The sequence below is a fragment of the Paenibacillus sp. 7516 genome, from assembly GCF_002272715.1.
GTDB lineage: Bacteria > Bacillota > Bacilli > Paenibacillales > Paenibacillaceae > Paenibacillus > Paenibacillus illinoisensis_A.
In genome coordinates, this window is record NZ_NPBI01000025.1 from 85,750 (window position 1) to 107,519 (window position 21,770).

A 21,770-nucleotide genomic window follows, 5' to 3' on the forward strand; every position below is an offset into this window, starting at 1 on the left:
AACTCACCGTGAGCAAGCTGTGGGGAGGACGTTTTACCAAACAAACCAATCATCTGGTTGAGGAATACACGGCATCAATCAACTTTGATAAAGCTTTGGCTGAGGAAGATATTCAAGGCAGTCTCGCCCATGTAACCATGCTGGGCAAATGCGGCATTTTGCCTGCGGAAGATGTGGAGACGATCAAGGAAGGCTTGATTACGGTACTGCACAAAATCCGTGCAGGCGAAGTGGAATTCTCTGTTTCGGATGAAGACATCCACATGAACATTGAGAAAAACCTGATCGAAACCATTGGCCCTGTCGGTGGCAAATTGCACACAGGTCGCAGCCGGAATGACCAAGTCGCAACAGACATGCACTTGTACCTGCGTGAGCGTGTAGTTGGTTTTGTCGGCATGCTGCATGCGCTGCAGGAAGCGTTGATCGGACAGGCCAAGGACAACCTGGATACAATCGTACCGGGCTATACCCATCTTCAACGTGCACAACCGATTCTGTTCGCACATCACCTGATGGCGTATGTCTCCATGTTCCAACGGGATGCAGAGCGTCTGATGGACAGCTACAAACGGATTAACGTTCTGCCGCTAGGTGCAGGTGCACTTGCAGGAACAACATTCCCGATAGACCGCCACTTTGTAGCCGAGCAGCTCGGCTTCGACGGTGTGTACGAGAACAGTCTGGATGCGGTTAGTGACCGTGACTTTATCGTGGAGTTCCTTGCAGCTGCTTCCCTGATCATGACTCACTTGTCCCGTCTGAGTGAAGAACTGGTGCTGTGGAGCAGTACCGAATTTGGCTTTGTTGAGCTGGACGATGCGTTCTGCACAGGCAGCAGCATTATGCCGCAGAAAAAGAATCCGGATGTTCCGGAGCTTGTTCGTGGTAAAACCGGACGTGTATACGGCAACCTGATCGGTTTGCTGACCGTCTTGAAATCCCTTCCTCTGGCCTACAACAAAGACATGCAGGAAGACAAGGAAGGCATGTTTGATACGGTTGCTACGCTGGAAGGTGCGCTGCAATTGTTCGCACCGATGATTGCGACAATGAAAGTGAACAAGGACCGGATGCGCCAAGCGGTGAACCAGGACTTCTCCAACGCAACGGACATTGCTGACTTCCTCGTGGGTGAAGGCTTGCCTTTCCGTCAGGCGCATGAAGTCATCGGTAAAACGGTACTGTACTGCATCCAGAACGGCAAGTATTTGCTGGATCTGAGCATTGATGAGTTCCGTCAGTTCTCCCCGCTGTTCGACGACCGCATCTACGATGTGCTTCAACCGGAAGCGGTGGTAAACGCACGTAACGTATATGGTGGCACAGCTTTCGGACAAGTGGCTGAAGCCATTGGACGCAGTGAAAAGGTGCTGGACATTACGGCGCAATGGATCACTAGCCGCGGCTAACGGCCCCGCTGCTCTATATTGTTTATAAGGAAGGGACGCCTTCTTAAAACCCCTCAGGTCTGGAGTGGGTAAGAGATTCTGTTACATGAACTCTTACCGCAAGACCTGAGGGGCTTTTTTCATTTCAGGAGATTATAAACTCGTGTTTAAAGTGATGTTTCAGCAATAAGGGGCGTTTATCTATGTATGTTTAGGAAGAAGGGAATAGTGGCTAGTATCTGTCAGTCCAGGATAATGAATATTTAGAGTTTGTGCTAAATCCTTTAGTGACTTTTGAGCTGTGTGTTATATTCCTTTCCGAATTCCTGGATCTTTCAGACTCGGATAGCTCCATTAACAAGGTTTTCAGCGTGTTAAACGTTTGCAGTCCAATGTACTTCAGAAGCCGAATCTCCTTTTCACTTGCGTTAACAAGGTCTTCAATGCAATCATAACCGTTCCTTCGCAGAATGTTGATTAACTTTTTTGTTGTGTTTTCAGGAAATAATTCAGCATCAGCAACTTCCAACAGACATGATATATCCCTGGATAGGGTTTTGTCATCTAACGATAATCGATCTCCTAATGTCACCATTTTCATCACCCGATGATTTCCTTTACAGTTATGGTCGTTGTTTTAGTCAGATCAAGGAAGTCCTGATTATCTAGCGCGATTAAAGGGCGAGTAGGATAATTTCTATCGACGAGTACGATCTTACCTTGTCTCCCATCGGATAACAAAACTTCACAACCAAGTTGGGATGCCATTAATGATTCCAAAAAAGTTAACCCAATCTGGGACTCCAGACGATTATCCATAATTTCTTCGTGAATCATATTAACAACATTGAAGAAAGGGTGGGCTTCTCTGTATGGACGAGGGGATATCATGGCCATATAAATATCAGCAAGAGCGACTATTTTGCTCAGAGGGTCGATCTGATCTCCTTTTAAACGATGCGGATAACCACTGCCATCTTCTCTCTCATGATGCTCAAGTGCAACCAAAGCTACACGAGGGCTCGCCATGGAGTTCTTCAACATATCATGTCCCCAGATCGTATGCTGTTTCATGATTTCATACTCGTTTGCATTGAATCTGGACGTTTTGTTCACTAAATCCGAAGGAAGCTTGGTAGAACCGATATCATATAGAGTTGCTGCAGTAGTCAATGTCTTTAATTCCTGTTCATCCAAGCGGAGTTGTTTCCCCAGCTTGGTTGCAATGAATGCAACCCCCATGTTGTGGGTATAGCGAAAATCCCGTGTTCCCTTTAGCTCTGAAAGGAGTCGGAACAAACTCGCTGAATTCGATGTGTCCAGAATAACCGAAGTTAATTTATCTTCAACTTCTTCAATATCCACTGTTCCGGTTAGTTCAAGGTTGTTTTTCATCCCTTTAAGATAGGACTCCGTTTGATGAATAAGCTCTTTGGTTGGGATAGACGGAAAATGTATTCGTGGCTGATCGACATTGTCTTGGTTGTGCGTATGTATCTTATCATTAGTCTCCTCATCCACTTCGTTAACTTCCAATGCCGACTCTACATCCAGAATATGAATGTTGAATTTTTTTAGTTTGTCTATATGTTCAGGAAGCAGAAGGGTACCTTTGGCTATTAGAAGAACACCTCTAACATCCGTAATATTTTGTTTCAAATGTTTCCCTACTAAGTCATCGTAATCCTTAAACTCCATGCAGACTTCCCCCGATTTTTATGTATTATATGTATGTGCTTCTCTCATCTATAGAAAAGAAAGAGATGCTTAATAACCTAAATATAGAGTATGTAGTAACTTTATTCGGTTTAATTTAATTAGTTAATATGGCTCATCTTATATCTTCGTCATAATCACATTTTTATGTTATGGTACTTTCGGTACATTTAACAACGAGAATCAATTGATACTAATTACTCACTCAAACCAAATGTATGAGACATTAGGAGGATGGGTTAGTGTCATGTAGTTCTGGTGTCTTGTATATTTCAAGCCAAATACCCGCTTCCTTTAGTAAGAAAAGCGGGTAAGCAAATTAAAATATTAAATCTAGAATATACGTTTTTGTTTAGTGCAAATTAAAGAGATTAGGAGTGCATGTAAGGCTGGAAATCCTCTTACTTTCTTTCATTGCTCAGCGGAGCGCTTCCCTTTAGTTCCGTTCAGGCAGTGGCAGCCACCGCAGTACATTCTGAATCTTCGCATCCCAGTATGCCCAGTCATGTCCGCCAGGTTCTTCTTCATAGGTCAACTGAAAATCGGTCTGTGCACAAGCCTCACGGAAAGATTGGTTCTCTTCATACAGGAAATCTTCCGTGCCGCAGCATTGATATAGAAGTGGACGTGGTCCCTGGCTTGCCTGGCTCTCTTTCAGCAAATGAAGCAGGTCATTCTCCGAGCCCTTGATCTCTGGTCCGAAGATGCGCTCCATTTCGGTCTGCTGCAGTGCGGAGAGAATTTTGTTATCCATATGTGCAGCCATATCTAGAGCCCCCGATAAGCTTGCTGCTGCGGCATATTGCTCCGGTTTGCGCAGGGCCAGTTTGAATGCCCCGTAACCACCCATGGACAAGCCGGCAACGTAGTTGTCTTCCCGTTCGGAAGACAGCGGGAAGAAGGAGCGTGCCAGGGCAGGCAGCTCTTCGCTGATGAACGTCCAGTAACGTCCGCCTTCGGCCATATCCGTATAGAAGCTGCGATGCACTTGCGGCATGACAACAGCGATTCCGAGGTTTGCCACATAACGTTCAATGGATGTCCGGCGCAGCCAGATGGAATCATCATCCGATAGGCCATGCAGCAAATACAGCGTAGGATGAAGTCCTTTGCCCGAAACGTTATCCATCCCAATCTGATTATGGGTCTGCTGAGGCAGAATAACATGCATGCTCGTGCTGAGTCCTAGCGTGTCGGAGTAAAAATCACATTTAATGAGTGCCATCTCTACAAAGTAACCCCTTTCATGAATTCATTAACTGAATGTCCTGCCTGAGTTGAATGCGGGCACAGTTAATGGCTCCTTCGTTTCTATCACACAGGTTATACCCAAACCTCGTGCATTGCAACAACAACATTCATAGCTAAAGAAAGTGATGTATTAACTAAGATCGGGCAGCGTTCAATTAAAAGTTAAGCAGGTAGTGGTTAATTGAGGTTCATGTTGAGCAAAATGATTTCTATGCTTCAAAGCGTAACAATGTTATGTTACACTGTCATCAACACAAAGGGGGACCATATATGACGGATGAATTGATCTCCAAAAAAGACTTGCTGGACCTTACGGGGATTTCCTATGGTCAGTTATACCGCTGGAAGCGGAAAAACCTGATTCCGGAGGAATGGTTTATTCGGAAGTCTTCATACACAGGTCAGGAAACTTTTTTTCCTAAACAGCAGATGCTGACACGTATCGATAAGATCCTCAATATGAAGGATGGACTATCACTGGATGAGCTGGCAGACGTATTTTCGCCCACACTGGGTGAGGTAGAAATGTCTGCTGAGCAATTAATGGACCGAAACATTGTTTCATTGCCTTCACTTGAATTGGTAAAAGAGGCCGGACGGGAACAACCCATGTATGCTCTGGAGCAGATTATGATGCTCTATGTCCTTGAGAAGCTGTTACTTAGCGGGGATATTACCCGTCAGGAGGGCTCATTGCTGATTGAGGTCATGTCTGAGCATTATTATCGTTTTGCAAACAGAGCAAGTGAGCTGCTGCTTATTCGCAAGATGGGCGTACCGACATTTATGCTGGTTGGTTCAGGATCAGAGCTTTATTTTGATCAGGGCGTCAAAGTGGTACTGAGAGTTCCGCTGGGCACGTTTATGGAAGAGCTGAAACTTAAATTGGGATAAAGGGGAGAATGGACATGGAAGAACGTCATTTGAGAAATGATCTGAATGTATCAGGTTTGAGTCAAACAGCAGGTGGAGCTTTTCACCGGGTTTCCATTGATGGCATGGCTAAAGTAAACGGCAATCTGGATTGTACCTCCTTGAGTGTGAATGGGACGTTGAAGATGCATGGAGCCTTAAGTACGGAAAGTGCAACCATCAACGGCATGTGCACGCTGAATGGCCCCCTGAACAGCTCCCGTGTTCGTGTGGATGGCCTGACAACCATTCATGGAAACCTCATTAGTCCTGAGCTTGAAGTAAACGGCAAGTGTACCGTACGTGGACGAGTGGATGGAGAACGTATCGATATTGGCGGCATGATCACGATTGATGGTGACGTGCAATGTGAGTCCCTGAACGTACAGGGCAACATCAAAATTAGTGGTTTCCTGAATGCAGGATCCGTTGAGATCAAGCTGCATACATCTTCTTCAGCCAAAGAGATTGGCGGAGAACGTATTGATATTCGTCGAAAGGAACAAAGTGGCTTTTGGAAAAGTATCGGTCTGGGCGGTACACCTTCCTTCAAAACATCTTTAATTGAAGGGGATGAGATCGTATTGGAAGATACGGAGGCTGATATTGTTCGTGGCAGCAAAGTGTATATTGGCCGTGGGTGCAGCATCAGACTTGTTGAATACTCAGGCGAGCTTGAGATTGATCCGGATGCCAGAGTGGGCAGCAGCCAGCGCATTTAAGTGGGATTTATAGAGAAAGGAATGGGATGCGACTTGAATAACCATAACGTTAGTCCATCAGACAAGAGAAATGACATCAGCATTATCGGTGAAGGAAGCTCCGCTGGCGGTGTGTACGGCAAGGTCAAGGTTGTAGGAGATTCCTCCTTTAACAATGACTTATATTGTGATGAATTCAAATGTACGGGCACGTCGGTCATCTACGGACTTCTTGAATCAAACGATATTAAAATCACGGGAACGCTAACCCTGACAGAACGAGCTGTCGATCCTGAAGATGGGAGTGGGAGTGGCGTATCCGGCTTACATGCAAAAGCTGAAAAAATGAAAGTGGTAGGTGAGTTTCATCTACCGGGTGACTGCCAAGCAGAGAATATCAAACTCAATGGCCGTTTCACGGTCGGAGGTATGCTTACCGCAGAACAAATGACACTTAAAATTATGGGTCCGTCTGAAGCCAGGGAAATTGGCGGTTCAATCATCTCTGTGAAGAGTGGCCGGGGGAAGCTGCTGGAAGGTTTATTTTCGAGTAATCAATCGATTCTCACGGCAAACATGATTGAAGGAGATGACATTGAGTTAGAGAACACGGTAGCCGAGGTTGTCCGGGGAGATAAAATAAAAATTGGCCCAGGCTGCCGAATTGGTACAGTTGAATACCGTTCTTCTCTGCAGATCCATTCACAATCCGAAGTTTTGGTTCAGCGCAATCGGTCCATGGACTGATTATTGGGGACGGCTTTTCGGATATACTATTTCAGTCATATGAATAGAGCGTGAATGGAGAGATTGAGTACAATGGTTGCACGTAAAAACAGTATTGGATTGGTGCTGGCAGGGCTGCTGCTCAGCATACTGATGGCTTCGATGGATAACACCATCGTAGCAACGGCGATGGGGGATATCGTCGGGAAGCTGGGTGGCCTCGACAAATTCGTTTGGGTGACTTCAGCTTACATGGTCGCCGAGATGGCAGGCATGCCGATCTTCGGTAAATTGTCCGACATGTATGGACGGAAGAAGTTTTTTGTATTCGGAATCATCGTGTTTATGCTTGGTTCGGCGTTATGTGGAACAGCAACATCCATTGTGGAGTTGACCATGTACAGAGCCATTCAGGGGATTGGTGCAGGTGCTTTGGTGCCGATTGCGTTTACCATCATGTTTGACGTGGTTGCACCGGAAGCACGGGGCAAGCTGGGCGGATTGTTCGGAGCTGTCTTTGGATTATCCAGCGTATTTGGACCGCTGCTGGGCGCATACATCACACAGTACGCCACGTGGGAATGGGTATTCTATATTAACCTGCCGCTCGGACTGATTGCGTTTGTGTTTATTGCATTTTTCTACAAGGAATCTCACCAGCATCAATCCCAGCAGATTGACTGGCTGGGCGCCGTGACGCTGATTGGTGCTGTCGTATGTCTGATCTTTGGCCTCGAACTGGGTGGCAAAACGTATGCCTGGAACTCGTGGCAAATTCTCGGATTGTTTGCCGGATTTGCAGTACTGACGCTGCTGTTCGTATTTGCCGAATCGAGAGCGAAGGAGCCAATTATATCCTTTAACATGTTCCGCAACCGCGTTTACTGGTCCAGTAATGTCATTGCCATGTTTAGTGGCGCGGCATTTATCACAGCGTCGGTGTACATTCCAATCTTTATTCAGGGTGTACTCGGTGGTAAAGCGACCAATTCGGGTCTTGTGCTGCTGCCTATGATGCTGGGGTCAGTCGTAACCGCCTCAATGGGTGGTGTGCTGATGACCAAGATCAAATATCGGAACATTATGATCCCGACACTGGCGCTGCTGGTTCTTGGTCTTGGGTTATTGACGACACTGGATGAAAACTCGTCCCTCTGGACGATCCGCATATTTATGGTTCTCGTCGGCTTGGGTGTGGGAGCTTCGTTCTCCGTGCTCAGCAATGCGGCCATGAATGCCTTCGAACCGCAGAGACGTGGTGCCGCAAGTTCTACGCTTAACTTTTTGCGGTCGCTCGGGATGACGATGGGGATTACAATCTTTGGAATTGTTCAGAGCCAGGTATTTACGCGCAAAATGAACGATGCCCTTACCGGTACGGCTGCAGAAGCAGGCGAGGCAGGAGCCGGTTTGCCAGCAGGCGGCATGCCGGAGGGCTTGAATCTGAGCGACCCGCACGCCTTGCTCTCTCCGGAGCTTAGACAGGCCATTCCACCTCAGGTGCTGGAGGCCATCACTCATGCGTTATCCTCCTCGATCGTGCAGTTGTTTGCCTGGGCGGCCATTCCGGCGGCACTGGCTCTGATTGCTGCTTTCTTTATGGGAAAAGAAAAGATGGTGATCGGCGAGGAACAGGGAGAATACACAGCAGGGCATTAAATATGAAGTGAACAACAAAGACACACCATTCTATCTCCACGCGGAGCAATAGAGAGGTGTGTCTTTTGCTTTGTCCAACTCTTATGGCTGTTTGGTATCACTCACGCCATCCTCCACAACAGAAGGCTCCTGCGGATCTGGCAAGCTGCTATGACCTGAACGTGCGATAAGGCGATCCTGAGCTTTGTAGGTATCTCGCGAAATGGTTTTGGACTCCACCGCTTTGCCATCCACTTTTTTGATACGTACGGTTTCCACTATGTAGCCAGGCTGTCCGTTTTGCAGTACCTGCTGGGCACCTTCCGGCAGCACGTTGCTGGAAACATACTTTACAGGGGCGCTTAGCGTTTCGATGGTGTGGGACTCGAGCGCGTAGCTGACATTCTCGGGAAAAGTACCAAAAAATTTGACGGTTAATTGGTGATTCTTCACTTCAGCATGGATTAGCAGGGATTTGCCTGTATTGTTCTTGAAACGGAAATTGATAGCGCCAGAAGCAAAAGTGGCATCCAGTCCTTTCGGCAAATATTTGACGGGTATCGAATGATTGCGCCGCTCGACAATATCGAGTCCGGTTAACAAGGCTGCATTGTATACGGTGCTGGACACCTGACATATGCCTCCGCCCACCCCTGGGGTGAGACGCCCCCTCACAATAACCGGGGCTTCCCGGAACCCATATTCCTTTTCGGCATGTTGAATGATCTTTTCATAGTCGAACATGCCGCCAGGCTCCAAAATCATGCCGTTCACGGATTGTGCTGCTGCACTGACATTATGTATGCGTCCTTCCGTGCTGTTGCCAAGCCCTGTGGAGAACTGGATGATCTTCCGCTCGATGCCTTCCTTGCGTAAAGACTCCAACGTGACTTCAGGCTGCTGGGTGTATAGGGGCAGCTGTATTAACAGTGAAGCAGGAGTATTCCCATTGTCCAGCACGGTGAAATCGTGGGGAAGCTTCGCAAGCAGCCTAGCCTCCAGTTCATCCCAGGCGATCCGCCGGACGCCCTTTTCCGGGATGTACTGGACCTTATCGTTTGCAGTAATCCGCCGGACAGCGTCTGCGGGGGTGCCGAAGGTTTCCTTTTCCCAGTCAGGGCTCAAACGTGTTCTAAGAGATTGGGTATTGTACCGTTGTTCGAGAGGCCATTCCTCCGCGAAATGATAACGGGCATACGCACGTTCCCACACATTCCCTTCCTCCAGCTCATGTACCGCCGCACGAAAGGCGCCCGCACTGTAATCTGCACCGGCTTCCATAGCAGTTATGTTCAGCGTCAGGGAGGGCTCATCCACCTCCAGCGTAACAGGCCAGTCCTCCAGCTTTTTCAAACGTTCGTCCAGTTCCAGAAGCACCTCACTCCGATTCAAGCCGCCGACCTGCCAGCTCCCAATTTGCACCTTACCCGGCAAAGCGGGCTGATTCACATACATATACAACAATCCGTAGGAAGCGGAACCGATGAAGAGAATGGAAAACACGACAATGACGGCCAAATGTATTTTTTTCATATCCGTACGCTCCTTTGTACTTCTGATGTTCCGCAATTCGTAACACTTTCTATATATATGATCCAATGCAGGAAAACTTTCGGGTACTCAATAGGTAACAAATTTGTTACAATATATTTTATATGCTTCCATCCCAGGGGATCGAAATAAGGGTGAAATGGAATGCTCCTGATGAAATTCAGGTCTTTTTAAAGGAATTGCCGGGATTGTGTCGAAATGATAATGGCTAACTATGTGAGCAGGAAGTGATGATGTGATAGAAATGCAGGACGTGTGGAAGACCTACGCCAATGGGACCCACGCATTACAAGGGGTGTCGGTGAAGATCGACCGCAATGAATTTGTGTATATCGTCGGTCCGTCCGGCGCAGGTAAATCAACATTTATGAAACTGATGTACAGAGAAGAAATTCCGACCAAAGGACAAATATCCATCAATGGATTTAATATCGGCAAGTTGAAACCAAGGAAGATTCCTTATGTGCGCCGCAACATCGGTGTAGTGTTTCAGGACTTCCGTCTCTTGCCCAAGATGACGGCGTTTGAGAACGTGGCTTTTGCCATGGAGGTTATTGAGGCACCGAAGCGTCACATCAAGAAACGGGTCATGGAAGTGCTCGATCTGGTGGGACTGCGAAGCAAGGCGAATCGTGAACCTTCGCAATTGTCCGGAGGGGAACAGCAGCGTATTGCCATCGCACGGGCGATAGTAAACAATCCGTCGGTGATTATCGCAGACGAGCCTACAGGTAACCTTGATCCCGAGACGTCATGGGGCATTATGCAGCTGCTGGACGAGATCAATTTCAGAGGAACGACGATTGTCATGGCAACCCATAACAAGGATATCGTGAATACGATGCGTAAACGGGTTATCGCCATTGAGCGCGGCCAGATTGTACGGGATCAGATGAGAGGGGAATACGGTTATGAATTTTAGCACTCTCTTGCGCCATTTGCGGGAGGGATTCAAAAACGTATTCCGCAACGGCTGGATGTCTGTGGCATCCATCATGTCGATCATCGTGTCACTGCTCATTCTCGGGGTATTCATGCTGCTTGTGCTGAATGTGAACTCCATGGCTAACCAGGTGGATAGCCAGGTGGAGATTAGTGCGTTTCTGGAGCTGAATGTGGATGAGAGTCTGCGCAATACGCTGCAGCAGGAGATCAGTGCAATGCCGGAAGTAAGCGAGATTCGCTTTGTCTCCAAGGAAGAGGGACTCAAGGAGTTCCGCGAACGTCTCGGTGACAGTGCGAATAACGTGCTGGACGGTTTTGACGTGGATAATAATCCGCTGCCGGAGACCATTGAAGTTGAGGTCATTGAACCGGAAACCGTCACTTTTGTGGCGCAAAAAATTGAAGCCCTGAACGAAAAACACCCGGAGAAGCCGATCATGAAAGTGAACTACGGCAAGGAAACGGTGGAAGTGCTGTTCAAATTTACACGCCTTGTGCGGAATATCGGATTTATTTTTGTCGGGGGACTGGCTCTTATGTCCATGTTCCTGATCTCGAATACGATTCGCGTAACGATTCTTGCCCGCCGCCGGGAGATCGGCATCATGAAGCTCGTCGGTGCAACGAATACATTCATTCGCTGGCCTTTCTTTATTGAGGGTGCTCTGATTGGATTCATCGGTTCGGTGATTACGGTAGCCGTTCTGTTCTTCGGTTACAGCCGACTGCTGGCTACCATTGGTCAGGATGTATTCATGCAGATGCTTAACCTGATCCCGCTCAGCGACATTTGGTTGCTGTTTGGAACCCTTTTGATCGGACTCGGTATGCTGGTAGGTATTTTGGGAAGTACACTGTCCATTCGCAAGTCACTTAAGGTTTAATGTTTTATTACTGGAATTGCAGAAATTGTCGAAATAGAATGACAAAGCAGGTTCACAATTGGACGCTGTTTGACGATATGTAGGGAAGACGCACTCTTAATTAGATGGAAGAAAGCATAAGAACATGATGTTCACCACCTGTGCAGGTTGCTTTCTTGTGAATTCATAGGATGGGGGATCACCATTTTGAAAAAAACAGCCTCGCTGCTGGCCTTTACGTTATTGGCCGGATTGACGCTTCAACCTTCGGACGGATATGCCAAGAGTAGCATTAGCGACATAGATCAACAGATTAACCAGCTGGAGAGCAAGGCTGCTGCAGCCAAACAGGAACAGAAAAAGGCTGCTGCCAACAAGAAGGAAGCCCAGCATTACAAGAACAAAACCAATGCCTATCTGAAGGTCGTCATGGAGCAGATCAATGTTGTCAGTGATGAACTGGCGAACGTTTCCCTGGAAATTGAGAATACGGAAGAAAATCTTCGCACGACGAAAAAAGATCTCCAGGCTGCAGAGGAGCGCATTGTTGCAAGGGAGAAACTGCTGGAATCGCGTGTACGTCTGATGTATACCGATGGAGCAGTATCCTATCTGGATGTGTTGCTGTCATCAACAAGCTTTTCGGATTTCCTGACCCGTGCAGATTCGCTGAAAACCATTGTGGATCAGGATCAGCATCTGCTGGATGAGCACAAAAAGGACAAGCAGCTCGTTGTCGACAAAAAGGCTGAACTGGACAAGCAGTATGCGGAAGCCAAAAGCCTATATGCACAAAAGAAACAACGTAAAGCTCAGTTAAATGAGAAGGAACAGGAGAAACAGGTGCTTCTGGCTTCCTATGATGCTAAAATTGAAGAGTCGGAAGAGCTGACGCAGGAGCAGGAAGATGTGTTGATTCAGATCGCCAGCAAGCGTTCAGCATTGCTTCAGGAGAAAAACAAACTTCGTGAGCAGCAGGCAGCCGCCGCTGCCAAAGCGAAAGCAGCCGCTGCAGCTCGGGCTGCAGCAGCAGCGAAAGCGCCAACGAAGGTCAGCACAGGCAGCAGTGAAACCACGTATACAGCGGGCAATGGAATCTTCTCCAAACCGGTATCCGGTGGACGCATTTCCTCGCCATTCGGTCGTCGTACACACCCGATTACGGGTGAAGTGGGCAAAATGCATAATGGTGTTGATTTCGCTGTTCCAACGGGCACATCGGTTCATGCTGCATCGGGTGGTATCGTCATTATGGCCGAGTGGTACAGTGGATACGGCTATACGGTTATCGTAGACCATGGTGGCGGTCTTTGGACATTGTATGGTCACCTGCGTGAAGGCGGATTTAAGGTAAGCAAGGGCGATACGGTGAGCAAGGGCGATATTATTGCCGAGTCAGGCAACACAGGTAACTCAACTGGACCTCACTTGCACTTCGAAGTTCGCGAAAATGGTACAGCAGTGAATCCGATGAATTACCTGTAATAATTGACTGTGAAGGAATGGAAAAGACATATTCCGTACAAGCTAGACATATACTAAGCTGGCATGTTCAGGGAATGGATTCGGGCATATGGAATCTGACACGCTTCAAAACTAAAGGCGGTGAGCAAACGGATGATGAAGAAAAGATCGGCGCTGCTGCTTGCCATTGTGGCCCTCCTTGGAGGGAGCCTGCTTACGCTGGTACTGATGAGTTATCCCGGTGTGGCCAATCAGACCACCTCGGGTGAAGGCCTGCTGGCCAGTGTAACCGGCAATACGCAGCAGAAGAACGATTTGAAGAAGATTGAAACCGCAATGGATTTGATTTCAAGCAACTACTATAAAGATGTAGATAAGACCAAGCTGATCGATGGTGCGATCAACGGTATGATGGAATCCCTTGGCGATCCATACTCCAACTACATGGGACAGGAAACGGCTGCCCAGTTCGAGGAATCCATTGAAGGATCCTTTACCGGGATCGGGGCCGAGGTATCCTCGCAGGATGGAAACGTCGTTGTCGTTTCCCCGATCAAAGGATCACCTGCCGAAAAAGCAGGCATTCGGGCGAAAGACATGATCATGTCTGTGAACGGCGAATCTCTGCAAGGCCTTGAATTAAACAAGGCTGTTAACAAAATCAGAGGTCCAAAGGGCAGCGAAGCCAAGGTACAAGTGAAGCGCGCCGGTTCTACAGAATTGATTGAATTTACCATTGTGCGTGATGATATTGATCTCGAGACTGTATATGCCCACATGGAGAATAACGGTGTAGGTGTCATTACCATCACCCAATTCTCGCTGAATACCGGAGAACGCTTCAAGGAAGAACTGGCCAATCTGGAGAAACAGAACATGAAGGGTCTGGTCATTGACGTTCGTAATGATCCGGGCGGCGTACTGCAAGTGGTTATCGACATTGCCGAGCAGTTTGTTCCAAAAGGCAAAGTGATCGTACAGGTCGAGGACAAAAACGGCAAACGTGAGCAAAGCAAATCGAATGGTTCTAGCAAGTCGTACCCGATTACGGTACTGATGAACAAAGGAAGCGCAAGTGCGTCGGAAATTTTGGCCGGTGCATTGCAGCAGTCTGCAGGCGCAACGCTGGTTGGCGAAAACTCCTTTGGTAAAGGCACGGTACAGACGAGCTATGATAAGCAAATGGGTGATGGCAGCCTGCTGAAAATCACCATTGCGAAATGGCTGACTCCGAATGGAGACTGGATTCATGAAAAAGGCATCAAACCGGATATTGCGGTGAACCAGCCGGATTACTTCTCGGTGGCACCGATTAACAAAGAAAAATTACCTTTGAAATATGACAGCAATAGCACGGATGTGAAAAGTGCGCAGACGATGCTGAGAGGACTTGACTTCAAGCCGGATCGTGTAGATGGATACTATGACCAGAAGACGGAAGAAGCGGTCAAAGCATTCCAGAAGCAGAAAGGCATTGAGGCCACAGGTGAGATCGATGAGAAAACCGCTGAATCACTGGAAGCGGCTCTGATTGAACGTATTGCCAATCCTCAATATGATGCACAGCTGAAGCGCGCGATCGAAAATGTCTCAAAGGATATTTAGAACGTCGTGTCGAAGCCATTAAGAAGGCTGATTATCAGCCTTCTTTTTTTCTGAACCGGCTGAAGGAGAGGGGTGACGGGCCATCATGGAATGGGCTTGGCCGTGGGTAACAACATTAGGGGAAGCATTGCTGCAGTTGTTTACTCAGCCGTTTTATTATATTGCGGTCATTTTGATTGCACTGATCTATCATCGTCAATTATTACAGGAACGTAGGTTGTTTCATGTTCGTCTGCAAAGCTCCATCACCCAGACGATTCGTGCCTTACTCGGAGGTATCGTCATCGGTGTCATTGTCTCAGTAATATCCATCTTCCTAGGAGCGCATCTTACACTTGCCAGTGTCATTTGCATATGGGCCGCAACGTTAATTCTGGCGTTGTTCCGTATTCGCTATCTGTGCTTCGCCTACACGGCAGGGCTGCTTGGCGTAGTGCAGTTTGGGCTGAACCTGGGCTCAGGCTGGCAGCCGGAGGGATGGATTGGCAGTGTCACGGAGGCATTGCGTGCGCTGGACATGCCTGCTTTATTGGTACTGGCTGCCTTACTGCATCTAGGTGAAGCGATGCTGGTTCGCCTGCAAGGGGTATCCATGGCTTCGCCGTTGCTCTTTGAAGGCAAGCGCGGCAAGCTTGTCGGAGGATACCAGCTGCAGCATTTCTGGCCGATCCCGATGTTGATCATGGTACCCGTAACGGGGGGCGGAGCAGAACTCGCTTGGAGTCCTCTCTTGAATGCAGGAGGCAGCTACATGCTGATGGCACTTCCGATCCTGCTTGGATTTGGCGAAGTTACGCAGAGTATGCTTCCTGGGCAAAAGGTACAGATATCCGCCAAGCGGCTCTTGCTCTACGGGACAGGCCTGCTTGTGCTCAGTCTCTTGGCGGCGTGGTGGTCACCACTTATGGTGGTTGCTGCTCTGGCAGCATTTGTCGGCCATGAATTTCTGGTGTGGTACAGTGGATTCGAGGAACAGCACCGCAGTCCGGTGTATGTTCATCCGGTTCATGGTTTGAAGGTGCTTGGCATTATTCCGGATAGCCCTGCTGCAGAGCTGGGCATCGAAGCAGGAGAGACGCTGTATAAAGTGAACGGTGTGATGGTAGACTCACCGGAAGAACTGCATCGTGCACTGCGGATGAATCCGGCCTTTTGCAAACTGGAAGTTCGTAACCATCAGGGTGAGAGCAAATTTATGCAGCGGGCCATCTATGAAGGTGAACATCATCAGCTTGGGGTACTTATGGCTCCGGTCAACCATGAAGCTTGGGCAGTGCAGCTGCGTCCGCTGACGTTGTTCCATATCATCACACTCAAATTATTTGCTCGTCGCAAAAATAATCATAATAATGATGCTCCGCTGGCTCTGCCGGCTCCGGGCGTGAATGAACAAGGATCAGTAGAAATGTAATAAATAAAGGGTACTTCACCGCTGCGACAGCGAGGGAGTACCCTTTGTGCTATGTGAATCTAATTCTTCAACATAAAGATGGCGATCTGTGTCCGATCACGCAGGCTTAGTTTTCCGAGAATTTCGGTGACATAGTTTTTGACCGTACCTTCACTCAAGAATAGTTTAGCCGCAATTTCCTTGTTGGACAGCCCCTCCGATATCGCTTCAGCAACGGCCAGTTCCATTCGTGTCAGACCGTAAGCATCAAGAGGTGGATGTGAATGTGTCTGGGGAGCCGCAGCCGGACGAAGCAGCCCCGCAAGCTTGCGGGCAATATCGGGGTGAATCAGCATATCACCGTTATGTACTGTTTTGATGCCTTGAATAATTCGGTCGGGGGGTACATTTTTGAGCAAATAACCGCTAGCACCGTTCTGCAGAGCCTGGATGATGTATTCGTCGTCGTCAAATGTCGTCAGCATCAGTACACGCATATCAGGAAAACGGGACTTGATGATACGGGTACCCTCCACGCCATTGCAGTCAGGCATGCGGATATCCATCAATACAACGTCGGCAGCGGTTCCTGACTCCAGCAGTTCAAGTGCCTCACGTCCATTGGATGCCGTGCCCGTGACGATAATGCCGGGATCAAGTCCGAGCAGGACCTTCAGGCTCTCGCGAATAAAAGAGTCATCATCCGTGAGGATCAGCCGAATGGGCTGGATTTGTTCAGCTTCCTTATGGTTACTTGGTTCCATTCGTTCAGACATGGGCACCATCACTTCCTTTCTCAGATCAAATCAGCCTTCTTCATCATGGGCAAACGTGTAGTTACGGTATAAGGGTAAGTATGCCGGATCTCAAGCCGGCCTCCAATGGATTCTGTGCGGAGTCGCATTCCTTCGTGCCCCATTCCCGATTGGCCCGAATCTGCTGCTGTGCTGCGGTTCGATTGCATGCCCTCAGACTGGGCTCTTGCAGACTGCTCCGCTTTGATTACTCCATCATTGCTGACCGACATGGAGACTTCGCGTTCGCCGTACTCCATTTCAACCGTAATCGTACTGGCGTTTCCATGTCTCAGGGCATTGGTTAGCGCTTCTTTGGCATTTTTATATAGTACGATCTGCATGCTTGGATACAGCTCACAGGATGAGCCGCGGACTTCATAACTCGTCTTCACCCCCGTCTCCCTGCCTACCTCTTCCAGAAGAAGATCCAGTGCATAGGCTTCGGATACATACGAACTGGAACGCAGTTTGTGAAGCGTAGAACGCATATCATCCATGCTTGCCGCCAATTGATCGCGTATTTGTCTCACCATTTCCGTACCTTGTTCGGTATCCAGAGGAAGGGTTAACAGGGCAGCCTCTGACATCATTTTCGTACGAATGAGGCGGTGTCCGATATCGTCATGAAGCTGCCTTGAAATCCGGGTCCGTTCTTCCTCCTGAGCCACTCCCTCAAGCTGCTTCGTAAACAGCAGCAGCTGTGCACGAGCGTCTTGAAGCTCGTAATGTTTACTGCGAAGCTCGTCATATACCTGTTCCAGCTGTCCGCGACTGCTTGCCATTCTGGAGCCCTGCCAGGAGAGTGCGGCGGTAAGGACAAGGACCAGGTTTCCCACCATTCTTCCTGCTGTCTCTTCCATGAAGGGGAATTTAGGTTCGGTAGGAACTGAGGCAAACCAAGGAAGCAGCTCTTGAGGCGGAGCGTATTGCCAATGTAACGCTATATTTGTGGCGACAAGCTGAGCCCCCAACATTAACCAGCGGGATGTCCCTCCAAGTCGATACATATACACATAGAGTATGGATAAGGACAAAAACAACATGAAGGGTCCGTATACAGCAATCAGCCAGCAGCTCCAGAGCATTTCAGCCAGGATGAGCAGCACATACCGAGCACGAGCACGAGAACGGGTAAAGTCCTTGCAAACAGCGAGTCCCAGCGCAATGATGATATACAGCGTATATAAATCCTCCTGATCCAAGGGCAGCATCAAGAGGTACAGGACAGCAGGAACGAGAATTAAACCGTATTGCAGTATACGCATCGGCATAGGTAAGAAACATCCTTTTTAAAATAGAATGGGAAATTACGGGTAATGCACCCCTGATTATAGCACAGCCTGCTTCTTATGCAGGAGATGACTTAAGTCACCTTCATCTTATGACCTTTCGTACCTTCGCGGGACCATGGGATTCGTTACAATACAGATATGAAATCTGGCGCGGGATGCTGGAGTGGAAGAGGAGTGTACGAGTGATGGCTATTCTTGAAATGGAACATGTGGTAAAACGGTACGGCAGCAAACTTTCGGTGGATCACTTGAACCTGAGTGTGGAGCGTGGGGAGATATTTGGACTCTTAGGGCCGAACGGAGCAGGCAAAAGCACCACCATCAGTATGATTGCAGGTCTGCTCAGCATCGATCAGGGCGAGATCCGGCTGAATGGCATCTCAGTCAAGGAGCGACCGCTTGAAGTCAAACGCAAGATTGGACTTGTGCCGCAGGATCTGGCGCTGTATGAAGCGATGACTGCTGCGGAGAATGTCACTTTTTTTGCCAGGCTATACGGACTGCGCGGGAAACTGTTGAAGGAGAGGGTGCAGGAATCGCTCGAATTTGTCGGGCTGCAGGATAAAGCGAAGGATGCCCCATCCACTTTCTCTGGCGGGATGAAACGCAGGCTGAATATCGCATGTGCCATTATGCACCGGCCGGATCTGATTATTATGGATGAGCCAACGGTAGGAATTGATCCCCAGTCGAGAAATCATATTTTGGAATCTGTACGCACGCTTAACAAGATGGGATCAACCATTATCTATACAAGCCATTACATGGAGGAAGTCGCGGCGATCAGTAACCGGGTGGCGATCATGGATCAGGGGCACATCATTGCCTGTGGCACCGAAGCGGAACTGAGAGAGCGGGTAGCGTCCGAGGAGAAAATCGTGCTAATCGCTTCGGGGATTGGCCCCGGTGCCGTTGAGGAACTGAGGCTTCATCCGCGTGTACGTGCAGTAGAAGTGGCAGGAGACACCCTGACCATTACGCTGCCTTCGGCTCAGCAGGATCTGCAGGATATCCTTTTCATCTGCAGCAAACACGAGATTGCCATTCAGTCGCTCCAGGTTGAAGAGCCCGATCTGGAGACATTGTTCCTCAATCTGACCGGCCGGACGCTGCGGGATTAGGAGGTGGCATGGATGAACATTTGGCATATTTGCATGTTTGAAATAAGGCGGATTCTGAGAATCCGATCTGTTCTCCTGAATCTGTTTGTTCTACCTCTGCTGCTAATCTTTATTTTGGGAGCTGCGTTATCCAGTACGATGGATACGGGGAAGGACAACGTGCCTGGACAGGTACGCGTGGGAGTGATTCAGACAGATTCGAATTCAGGTTCAGTCACAGAAGCCTTGAATGCATTTGTAGCGGCTCCGGCTGTAGCCGAAATGATGAAAGTACAGCACTATACGACTGAGGAGGAAGCAGAGCGTAATCTTCGGCAAGGTGAACTCGATTTTGCAGTCTTGATCCCGCCCGATCTGGAAGAACAGATGGCAAGGGGAGAAGAGGCCAAGCTGCAATGGATTCTGGGGAAAGACGGCACACTGAACATCGTAGGTGAGACCTTGTTTACCCGCTTCACGGATGAATTGAACAGGCATAAGGCAACATTGGAAGTGTTGGGACCGGAAGCAAGTTTGGCCGTGGCATCCATGATTGATGAAGGCTCGGCCAATATCTCTTATGTTAACGTCAGCAACCCTGGAACGGCAGGTACCTCATACAGTGCCTCTCAATATTATGCTGCATCCATGCTGGCCATGTTTATGTTATACGCAGGCATGACGACGAGCAACAGCCTTTTTAGTGAGCGGGACAAGAAAACCTTAACCCGTCTGCAGGCCGCTCCCGTAGGCAATGGTGTCATTTTTGCAGGGAAAATTGCGGGCAACAGCCTCCTGGCTTTCATGCAGGCACTGATTATTGTTCTGATGACCTATTGGTTATACGGCGTGAATTGGGGGACACATCCTTGGCTGATTGTTCTGATCTGCGTTCTGATCACCATATCTTCAATGATGATTGGTGTGATTGTGGCACTCGTGAGCAAAAGTGCGGCATCTGCTAGTGCGTTAATGCAGGGCATCATCATTGCCATGACATTTATTAGCGGTGGCTTCACCCCGATTGCCATTGATTTTGTACAGCGGATTGGTGAATTTACGGTGAATCACTGGGCTCTGCAAAGTTTCCTGCGCATGATGCTGGACGCTTCAATGAGCGAGATTATGCACAATATCTTCATGCTCGGTGTTGTGAGTGCCGTCTTGCTAGCCATTGCAGCTGTGATCTACGGGAAGGTGGGATACCGCTATGAATAGTTTGAATATTGCCTGGTTAATGATCAAACGCACCATAGGACGCAAACGGGGGTTTATGGCATTTCTGTTGCTCCCCTGCCTTGTTGTCACAGGCGCAGTTGCGTTATTTGGAAGCGAGCAAGCCACGCGGGCCGTTATTCCTTATGTAAACGAGGATCAAGGAGCAGCGGGTGCGTGGATTGTGAATGAACTTGCGAACAAGGAAGAGTATCTGCTCAAGCCGATGAACACGGAGGCAGAACTTCGAGAAGCCATTACCCGGCAAAAGGGGAATGCGGGGATCATCATCCCTGCTCATTATACGGATGACTTGCTGCAAGGGAAGAACGTATCGATCGAGCTGGTTGAACTTCGTGTCAGTGAGAGTTCCTACACGTTGCGGGCTGCAGTTGAAGGGATGGCTGCCGGACTGCATCAGTCAGCCCGGGTTGTGGTCGCGGCAACGAGCCCAGTTTCAGGCCAAGGACAAACGGCAGAATTGACAGCAACTCAAGAGCCATTCGAACAGCTGCTGCAGAAAACGGCGGAACATCAGATCTCAGGCGAAGCTACCGACCTGCAGATGTATCCCAAACCAGGACTGAACAATGTGACCGGATTTACGATCATGTTCATGATGGGGCTGCTGACCAGCGCAGTAGCTGTCATTATGGAAGACCGCAGGCAGCGGACGATGGCCCGAGTGTACACCGCTCCTGTCCGTGCATATGAAATTGCTCTCGGCAATTTCCTGGGCAGCTTTGCTATCGGCATGATTCAGATTGTGCTGGTGCTGGGGATCAGCAGGTGGGTGCTGCACTACGACGCAGGTATTCCATTTGGCGTACATTTCCTCATCCTGGCTGCTTTTATGCTGGTATCCATGGGGATTGCGAGTACGGTGGCCGGATTGATCCGCGAATCCAAAAACGCAAACGTCCTGAATTCACTTATTATCACACCAACCTGCATGATTGGAGGGTGCTTCTGGCCGCTGTCAATTATGCCGGATTATATGCAAAAGCTGGCGAACTTTGTCCCGCAAAAATGGACGATCCAAGCCGTTGAGACGATCTCTGCAGGCGGCACGCTGTCCGACATCAAATTGCCGCTGCTCATTCTGTGTGGCATGGCCGCCATATTGCTGACGGTCGGATCGGTTATTCTCCGTCCCAGTCAGCCTGGTGTGGACGCATAACCTATGGAAATGTGCTGCTACCATTCAGGGATT

General features: G+C 48.8%; 18 protein-coding genes. 13 read left to right on the top strand and 5 right to left on the bottom strand.

Annotation, left to right across the window (positions count from 1 at the left end):
* The first annotated feature begins 8 nt into the window (after window positions 1-8).
* Complete coding sequence (gene argH, locus CHI14_RS22300) at window positions 9-1,412, top strand: argininosuccinate lyase (protein ID WP_095291484.1); 1,404 nt, start codon at window positions 9-11, stop codon at window positions 1,410-1,412.
* 579 nt (window positions 1,413-1,991) lie between these two features.
* Here the strand turns inward: argH and CHI14_RS22310 are convergent.
* Both CHI14_RS22310 and CHI14_RS22315 read right to left on the bottom strand, forming a co-directional pair.
* Entirely contained in the window at window positions 1,992-3,089 is a 1,098-nt protein-coding gene (locus tag CHI14_RS22310) for an HD-GYP domain-containing protein (RefSeq protein ID WP_095291415.1), read from the bottom strand.
* A gap of 454 nt (window positions 3,090-3,543) precedes the next feature.
* Entirely contained in the window at window positions 3,544-4,332 is a 789-nt protein-coding gene (locus CHI14_RS22315) for an alpha/beta hydrolase (protein WP_095291416.1), read from the bottom strand.
* Between the two features lie 296 nt (window positions 4,333-4,628).
* On the opposite strand from CHI14_RS22315, the gene CHI14_RS22320 reads away from it, so the two are divergent.
* The 4 genes from CHI14_RS22320 to CHI14_RS22335 all read left to right on the top strand — a co-directional run bounded on the left by CHI14_RS22320 (window position 4,629) and on the right by CHI14_RS22335 (window position 8,356).
* Entirely contained in the window at window positions 4,629-5,252 is a 624-nt protein-coding gene (locus CHI14_RS22320; RefSeq protein ID WP_095291418.1) for a YhbD family protein, read from the top strand.
* Window positions 5,253-5,266: 14 nt separating this feature from the next.
* On the top strand, window positions 5,267-5,992 hold the full coding sequence (locus CHI14_RS22325) for a polymer-forming cytoskeletal protein (protein ID WP_170948233.1): 726 nt from the start codon (window positions 5,267-5,269) through the stop codon (window positions 5,990-5,992).
* Between the two features lie 33 nt (window positions 5,993-6,025).
* Window positions 6,026-6,718: a cytoplasmic protein gene (locus CHI14_RS22330; RefSeq protein WP_095291421.1), complete on the top strand. Its 693-nt coding sequence runs from the start codon at window positions 6,026-6,028 to the stop codon at window positions 6,716-6,718.
* 72 nt (window positions 6,719-6,790) lie between these two features.
* Window positions 6,791-8,356, top strand: coding sequence for an MDR family MFS transporter (locus CHI14_RS22335; RefSeq protein ID WP_095291423.1), 1,566 nt, complete (start codon window positions 6,791-6,793; stop codon window positions 8,354-8,356).
* Between the two features lie 81 nt (window positions 8,357-8,437).
* Here the strand turns inward: CHI14_RS22335 and CHI14_RS22340 are convergent, their stop codons facing one another.
* Window positions 8,438-9,868: a VanW family protein gene (locus CHI14_RS22340; RefSeq protein ID WP_095291425.1), complete on the bottom strand. Its 1,431-nt coding sequence runs from the start codon at window positions 9,866-9,868 to the stop codon at window positions 8,438-8,440.
* 253 nt (window positions 9,869-10,121) lie between these two features.
* Between CHI14_RS22340 and ftsE the strand changes: the two genes are divergently transcribed.
* From ftsE to CHI14_RS22365, 5 genes are all read left to right on the top strand, one after another.
* Entirely contained in the window at window positions 10,122-10,808 is a 687-nt protein-coding gene (gene ftsE, locus CHI14_RS22345) for a cell division ATP-binding protein FtsE (RefSeq protein ID WP_095291427.1), read from the top strand.
* Window positions 10,798-11,715 carry a permease-like cell division protein FtsX gene (gene ftsX, locus CHI14_RS22350; RefSeq protein ID WP_095291429.1) on the top strand — a complete coding sequence of 306 codons (918 nt, stop codon included), beginning with the start codon at window positions 10,798-10,800 and terminating at the stop codon, window positions 11,713-11,715. Before ftsE ends, ftsX begins: the two co-directional genes overlap by 11 nt.
* A gap of 186 nt (window positions 11,716-11,901) precedes the next feature.
* On the top strand, window positions 11,902-13,179 hold the full coding sequence (locus CHI14_RS22355; protein ID WP_095291431.1) for a murein hydrolase activator EnvC family protein: 1,278 nt from the start codon (window positions 11,902-11,904) through the stop codon (window positions 13,177-13,179).
* A 132-nt stretch (window positions 13,180-13,311) separates the two neighbouring features.
* Entirely contained in the window at window positions 13,312-14,763 is a 1,452-nt protein-coding gene (locus CHI14_RS22360; RefSeq protein WP_095291433.1) for a S41 family peptidase, read from the top strand.
* An 85-nt stretch (window positions 14,764-14,848) separates the two neighbouring features.
* Window positions 14,849-16,174 carry a PDZ domain-containing protein gene (locus CHI14_RS22365; RefSeq protein ID WP_095291435.1) on the top strand — a complete coding sequence of 442 codons (1,326 nt, stop codon included), beginning with the start codon at window positions 14,849-14,851 and terminating at the stop codon, window positions 16,172-16,174.
* A 59-nt stretch (window positions 16,175-16,233) separates the two neighbouring features.
* Here CHI14_RS22365 and CHI14_RS22370 read toward each other — a convergent pair whose 3' ends face one another.
* Together CHI14_RS22370 and CHI14_RS22375 are read right to left on the bottom strand one after the other, a co-directional pair.
* Window positions 16,234-16,917 (bottom strand): response regulator, encoded by a 684-nt coding sequence (locus tag CHI14_RS22370; RefSeq protein ID WP_481856443.1) that lies wholly within the window; start codon window positions 16,915-16,917, stop codon window positions 16,234-16,236.
* 32 nt (window positions 16,918-16,949) lie between these two features.
* The gene (locus CHI14_RS22375) at window positions 16,950-18,221 is read right to left on the bottom strand and encodes a sensor histidine kinase (RefSeq protein WP_095291439.1); all 1,272 of its coding nucleotides are present in this window, start codon (window positions 18,219-18,221) and stop codon (window positions 16,950-16,952) included.
* 206 nt (window positions 18,222-18,427) lie between these two features.
* Here CHI14_RS22375 and CHI14_RS22380 point away from each other — a divergent pair, with 206 nt between their 5' ends.
* From CHI14_RS22380 to CHI14_RS22390, 3 genes are read left to right on the top strand one after another with little or no spacing between them, the layout of a single operon-like run.
* Entirely contained in the window at window positions 18,428-19,363 is a 936-nt protein-coding gene (locus CHI14_RS22380) for an ABC transporter ATP-binding protein (RefSeq protein WP_095291440.1), read from the top strand.
* A gap of 12 nt (window positions 19,364-19,375) precedes the next feature.
* The gene (locus tag CHI14_RS22385) at window positions 19,376-20,560 is read left to right on the top strand and encodes an ABC transporter permease (protein ID WP_095291442.1); all 1,185 of its coding nucleotides are present in this window, start codon (window positions 19,376-19,378) and stop codon (window positions 20,558-20,560) included.
* Window positions 20,553-21,737 (top strand): ABC transporter permease, encoded by a 1,185-nt coding sequence (locus tag CHI14_RS22390; RefSeq protein ID WP_095291444.1) that lies wholly within the window; start codon window positions 20,553-20,555, stop codon window positions 21,735-21,737. Before CHI14_RS22385 ends, CHI14_RS22390 begins: the two co-directional genes overlap by 8 nt.
* The last annotated feature ends 33 nt before the right edge of the window (window positions 21,738-21,770 follow it).

Excerpts from the sequence above, each read along its gene's own strand:
- CHI14_RS22385 (WP_095291442.1), top strand. The coding sequence starts at position 19,376 with ATGAACATTTGGCATATTTGCATGTTTGAAATAAGGCGGATTCTGAGA.
- CHI14_RS22365 (WP_095291435.1), top strand. The coding sequence starts at position 14,849 with ATGGAATGGGCTTGGCCGTGGGTAACAACATTAGGGGAAGCATTGCTG.
- CHI14_RS22315 (WP_095291416.1), bottom strand. The coding sequence starts at position 4,332 with ATGGCACTCATTAAATGTGATTTTTACTCCGACACGCTAGGACTCAGC.
- ftsX (WP_095291429.1), top strand. The coding sequence starts at position 10,798 with ATGAATTTTAGCACTCTCTTGCGCCATTTGCGGGAGGGATTCAAAAAC.
- CHI14_RS22310 (WP_095291415.1), bottom strand. The coding sequence starts at position 3,089 with ATGGAGTTTAAGGATTACGATGACTTAGTAGGGAAACATTTGAAACAA.
- CHI14_RS22360 (WP_095291433.1), top strand. The coding sequence starts at position 13,312 with ATGATGAAGAAAAGATCGGCGCTGCTGCTTGCCATTGTGGCCCTCCTT.
- CHI14_RS22390 (WP_095291444.1), top strand. The coding sequence starts at position 20,553 with ATGAATAGTTTGAATATTGCCTGGTTAATGATCAAACGCACCATAGGA.
- CHI14_RS22325 (WP_170948233.1), top strand. The coding sequence starts at position 5,267 with ATGGAAGAACGTCATTTGAGAAATGATCTGAATGTATCAGGTTTGAGT.
- CHI14_RS22380 (WP_095291440.1), top strand. The coding sequence starts at position 18,428 with ATGGCTATTCTTGAAATGGAACATGTGGTAAAACGGTACGGCAGCAAA.
- CHI14_RS22335 (WP_095291423.1), top strand. The coding sequence starts at position 6,791 with ATGGTTGCACGTAAAAACAGTATTGGATTGGTGCTGGCAGGGCTGCTG.
- CHI14_RS22375 (WP_095291439.1), bottom strand. The coding sequence starts at position 18,221 with ATGCCGATGCGTATACTGCAATACGGTTTAATTCTCGTTCCTGCTGTC.
- CHI14_RS22320 (WP_095291418.1), top strand. The coding sequence starts at position 4,629 with ATGACGGATGAATTGATCTCCAAAAAAGACTTGCTGGACCTTACGGGG.
- CHI14_RS22370 (WP_481856443.1), bottom strand. The coding sequence starts at position 16,917 with ATGGAACCAAGTAACCATAAGGAAGCTGAACAAATCCAGCCCATTCGG.
- CHI14_RS22340 (WP_095291425.1), bottom strand. The coding sequence starts at position 9,868 with ATGAAAAAAATACATTTGGCCGTCATTGTCGTGTTTTCCATTCTCTTC.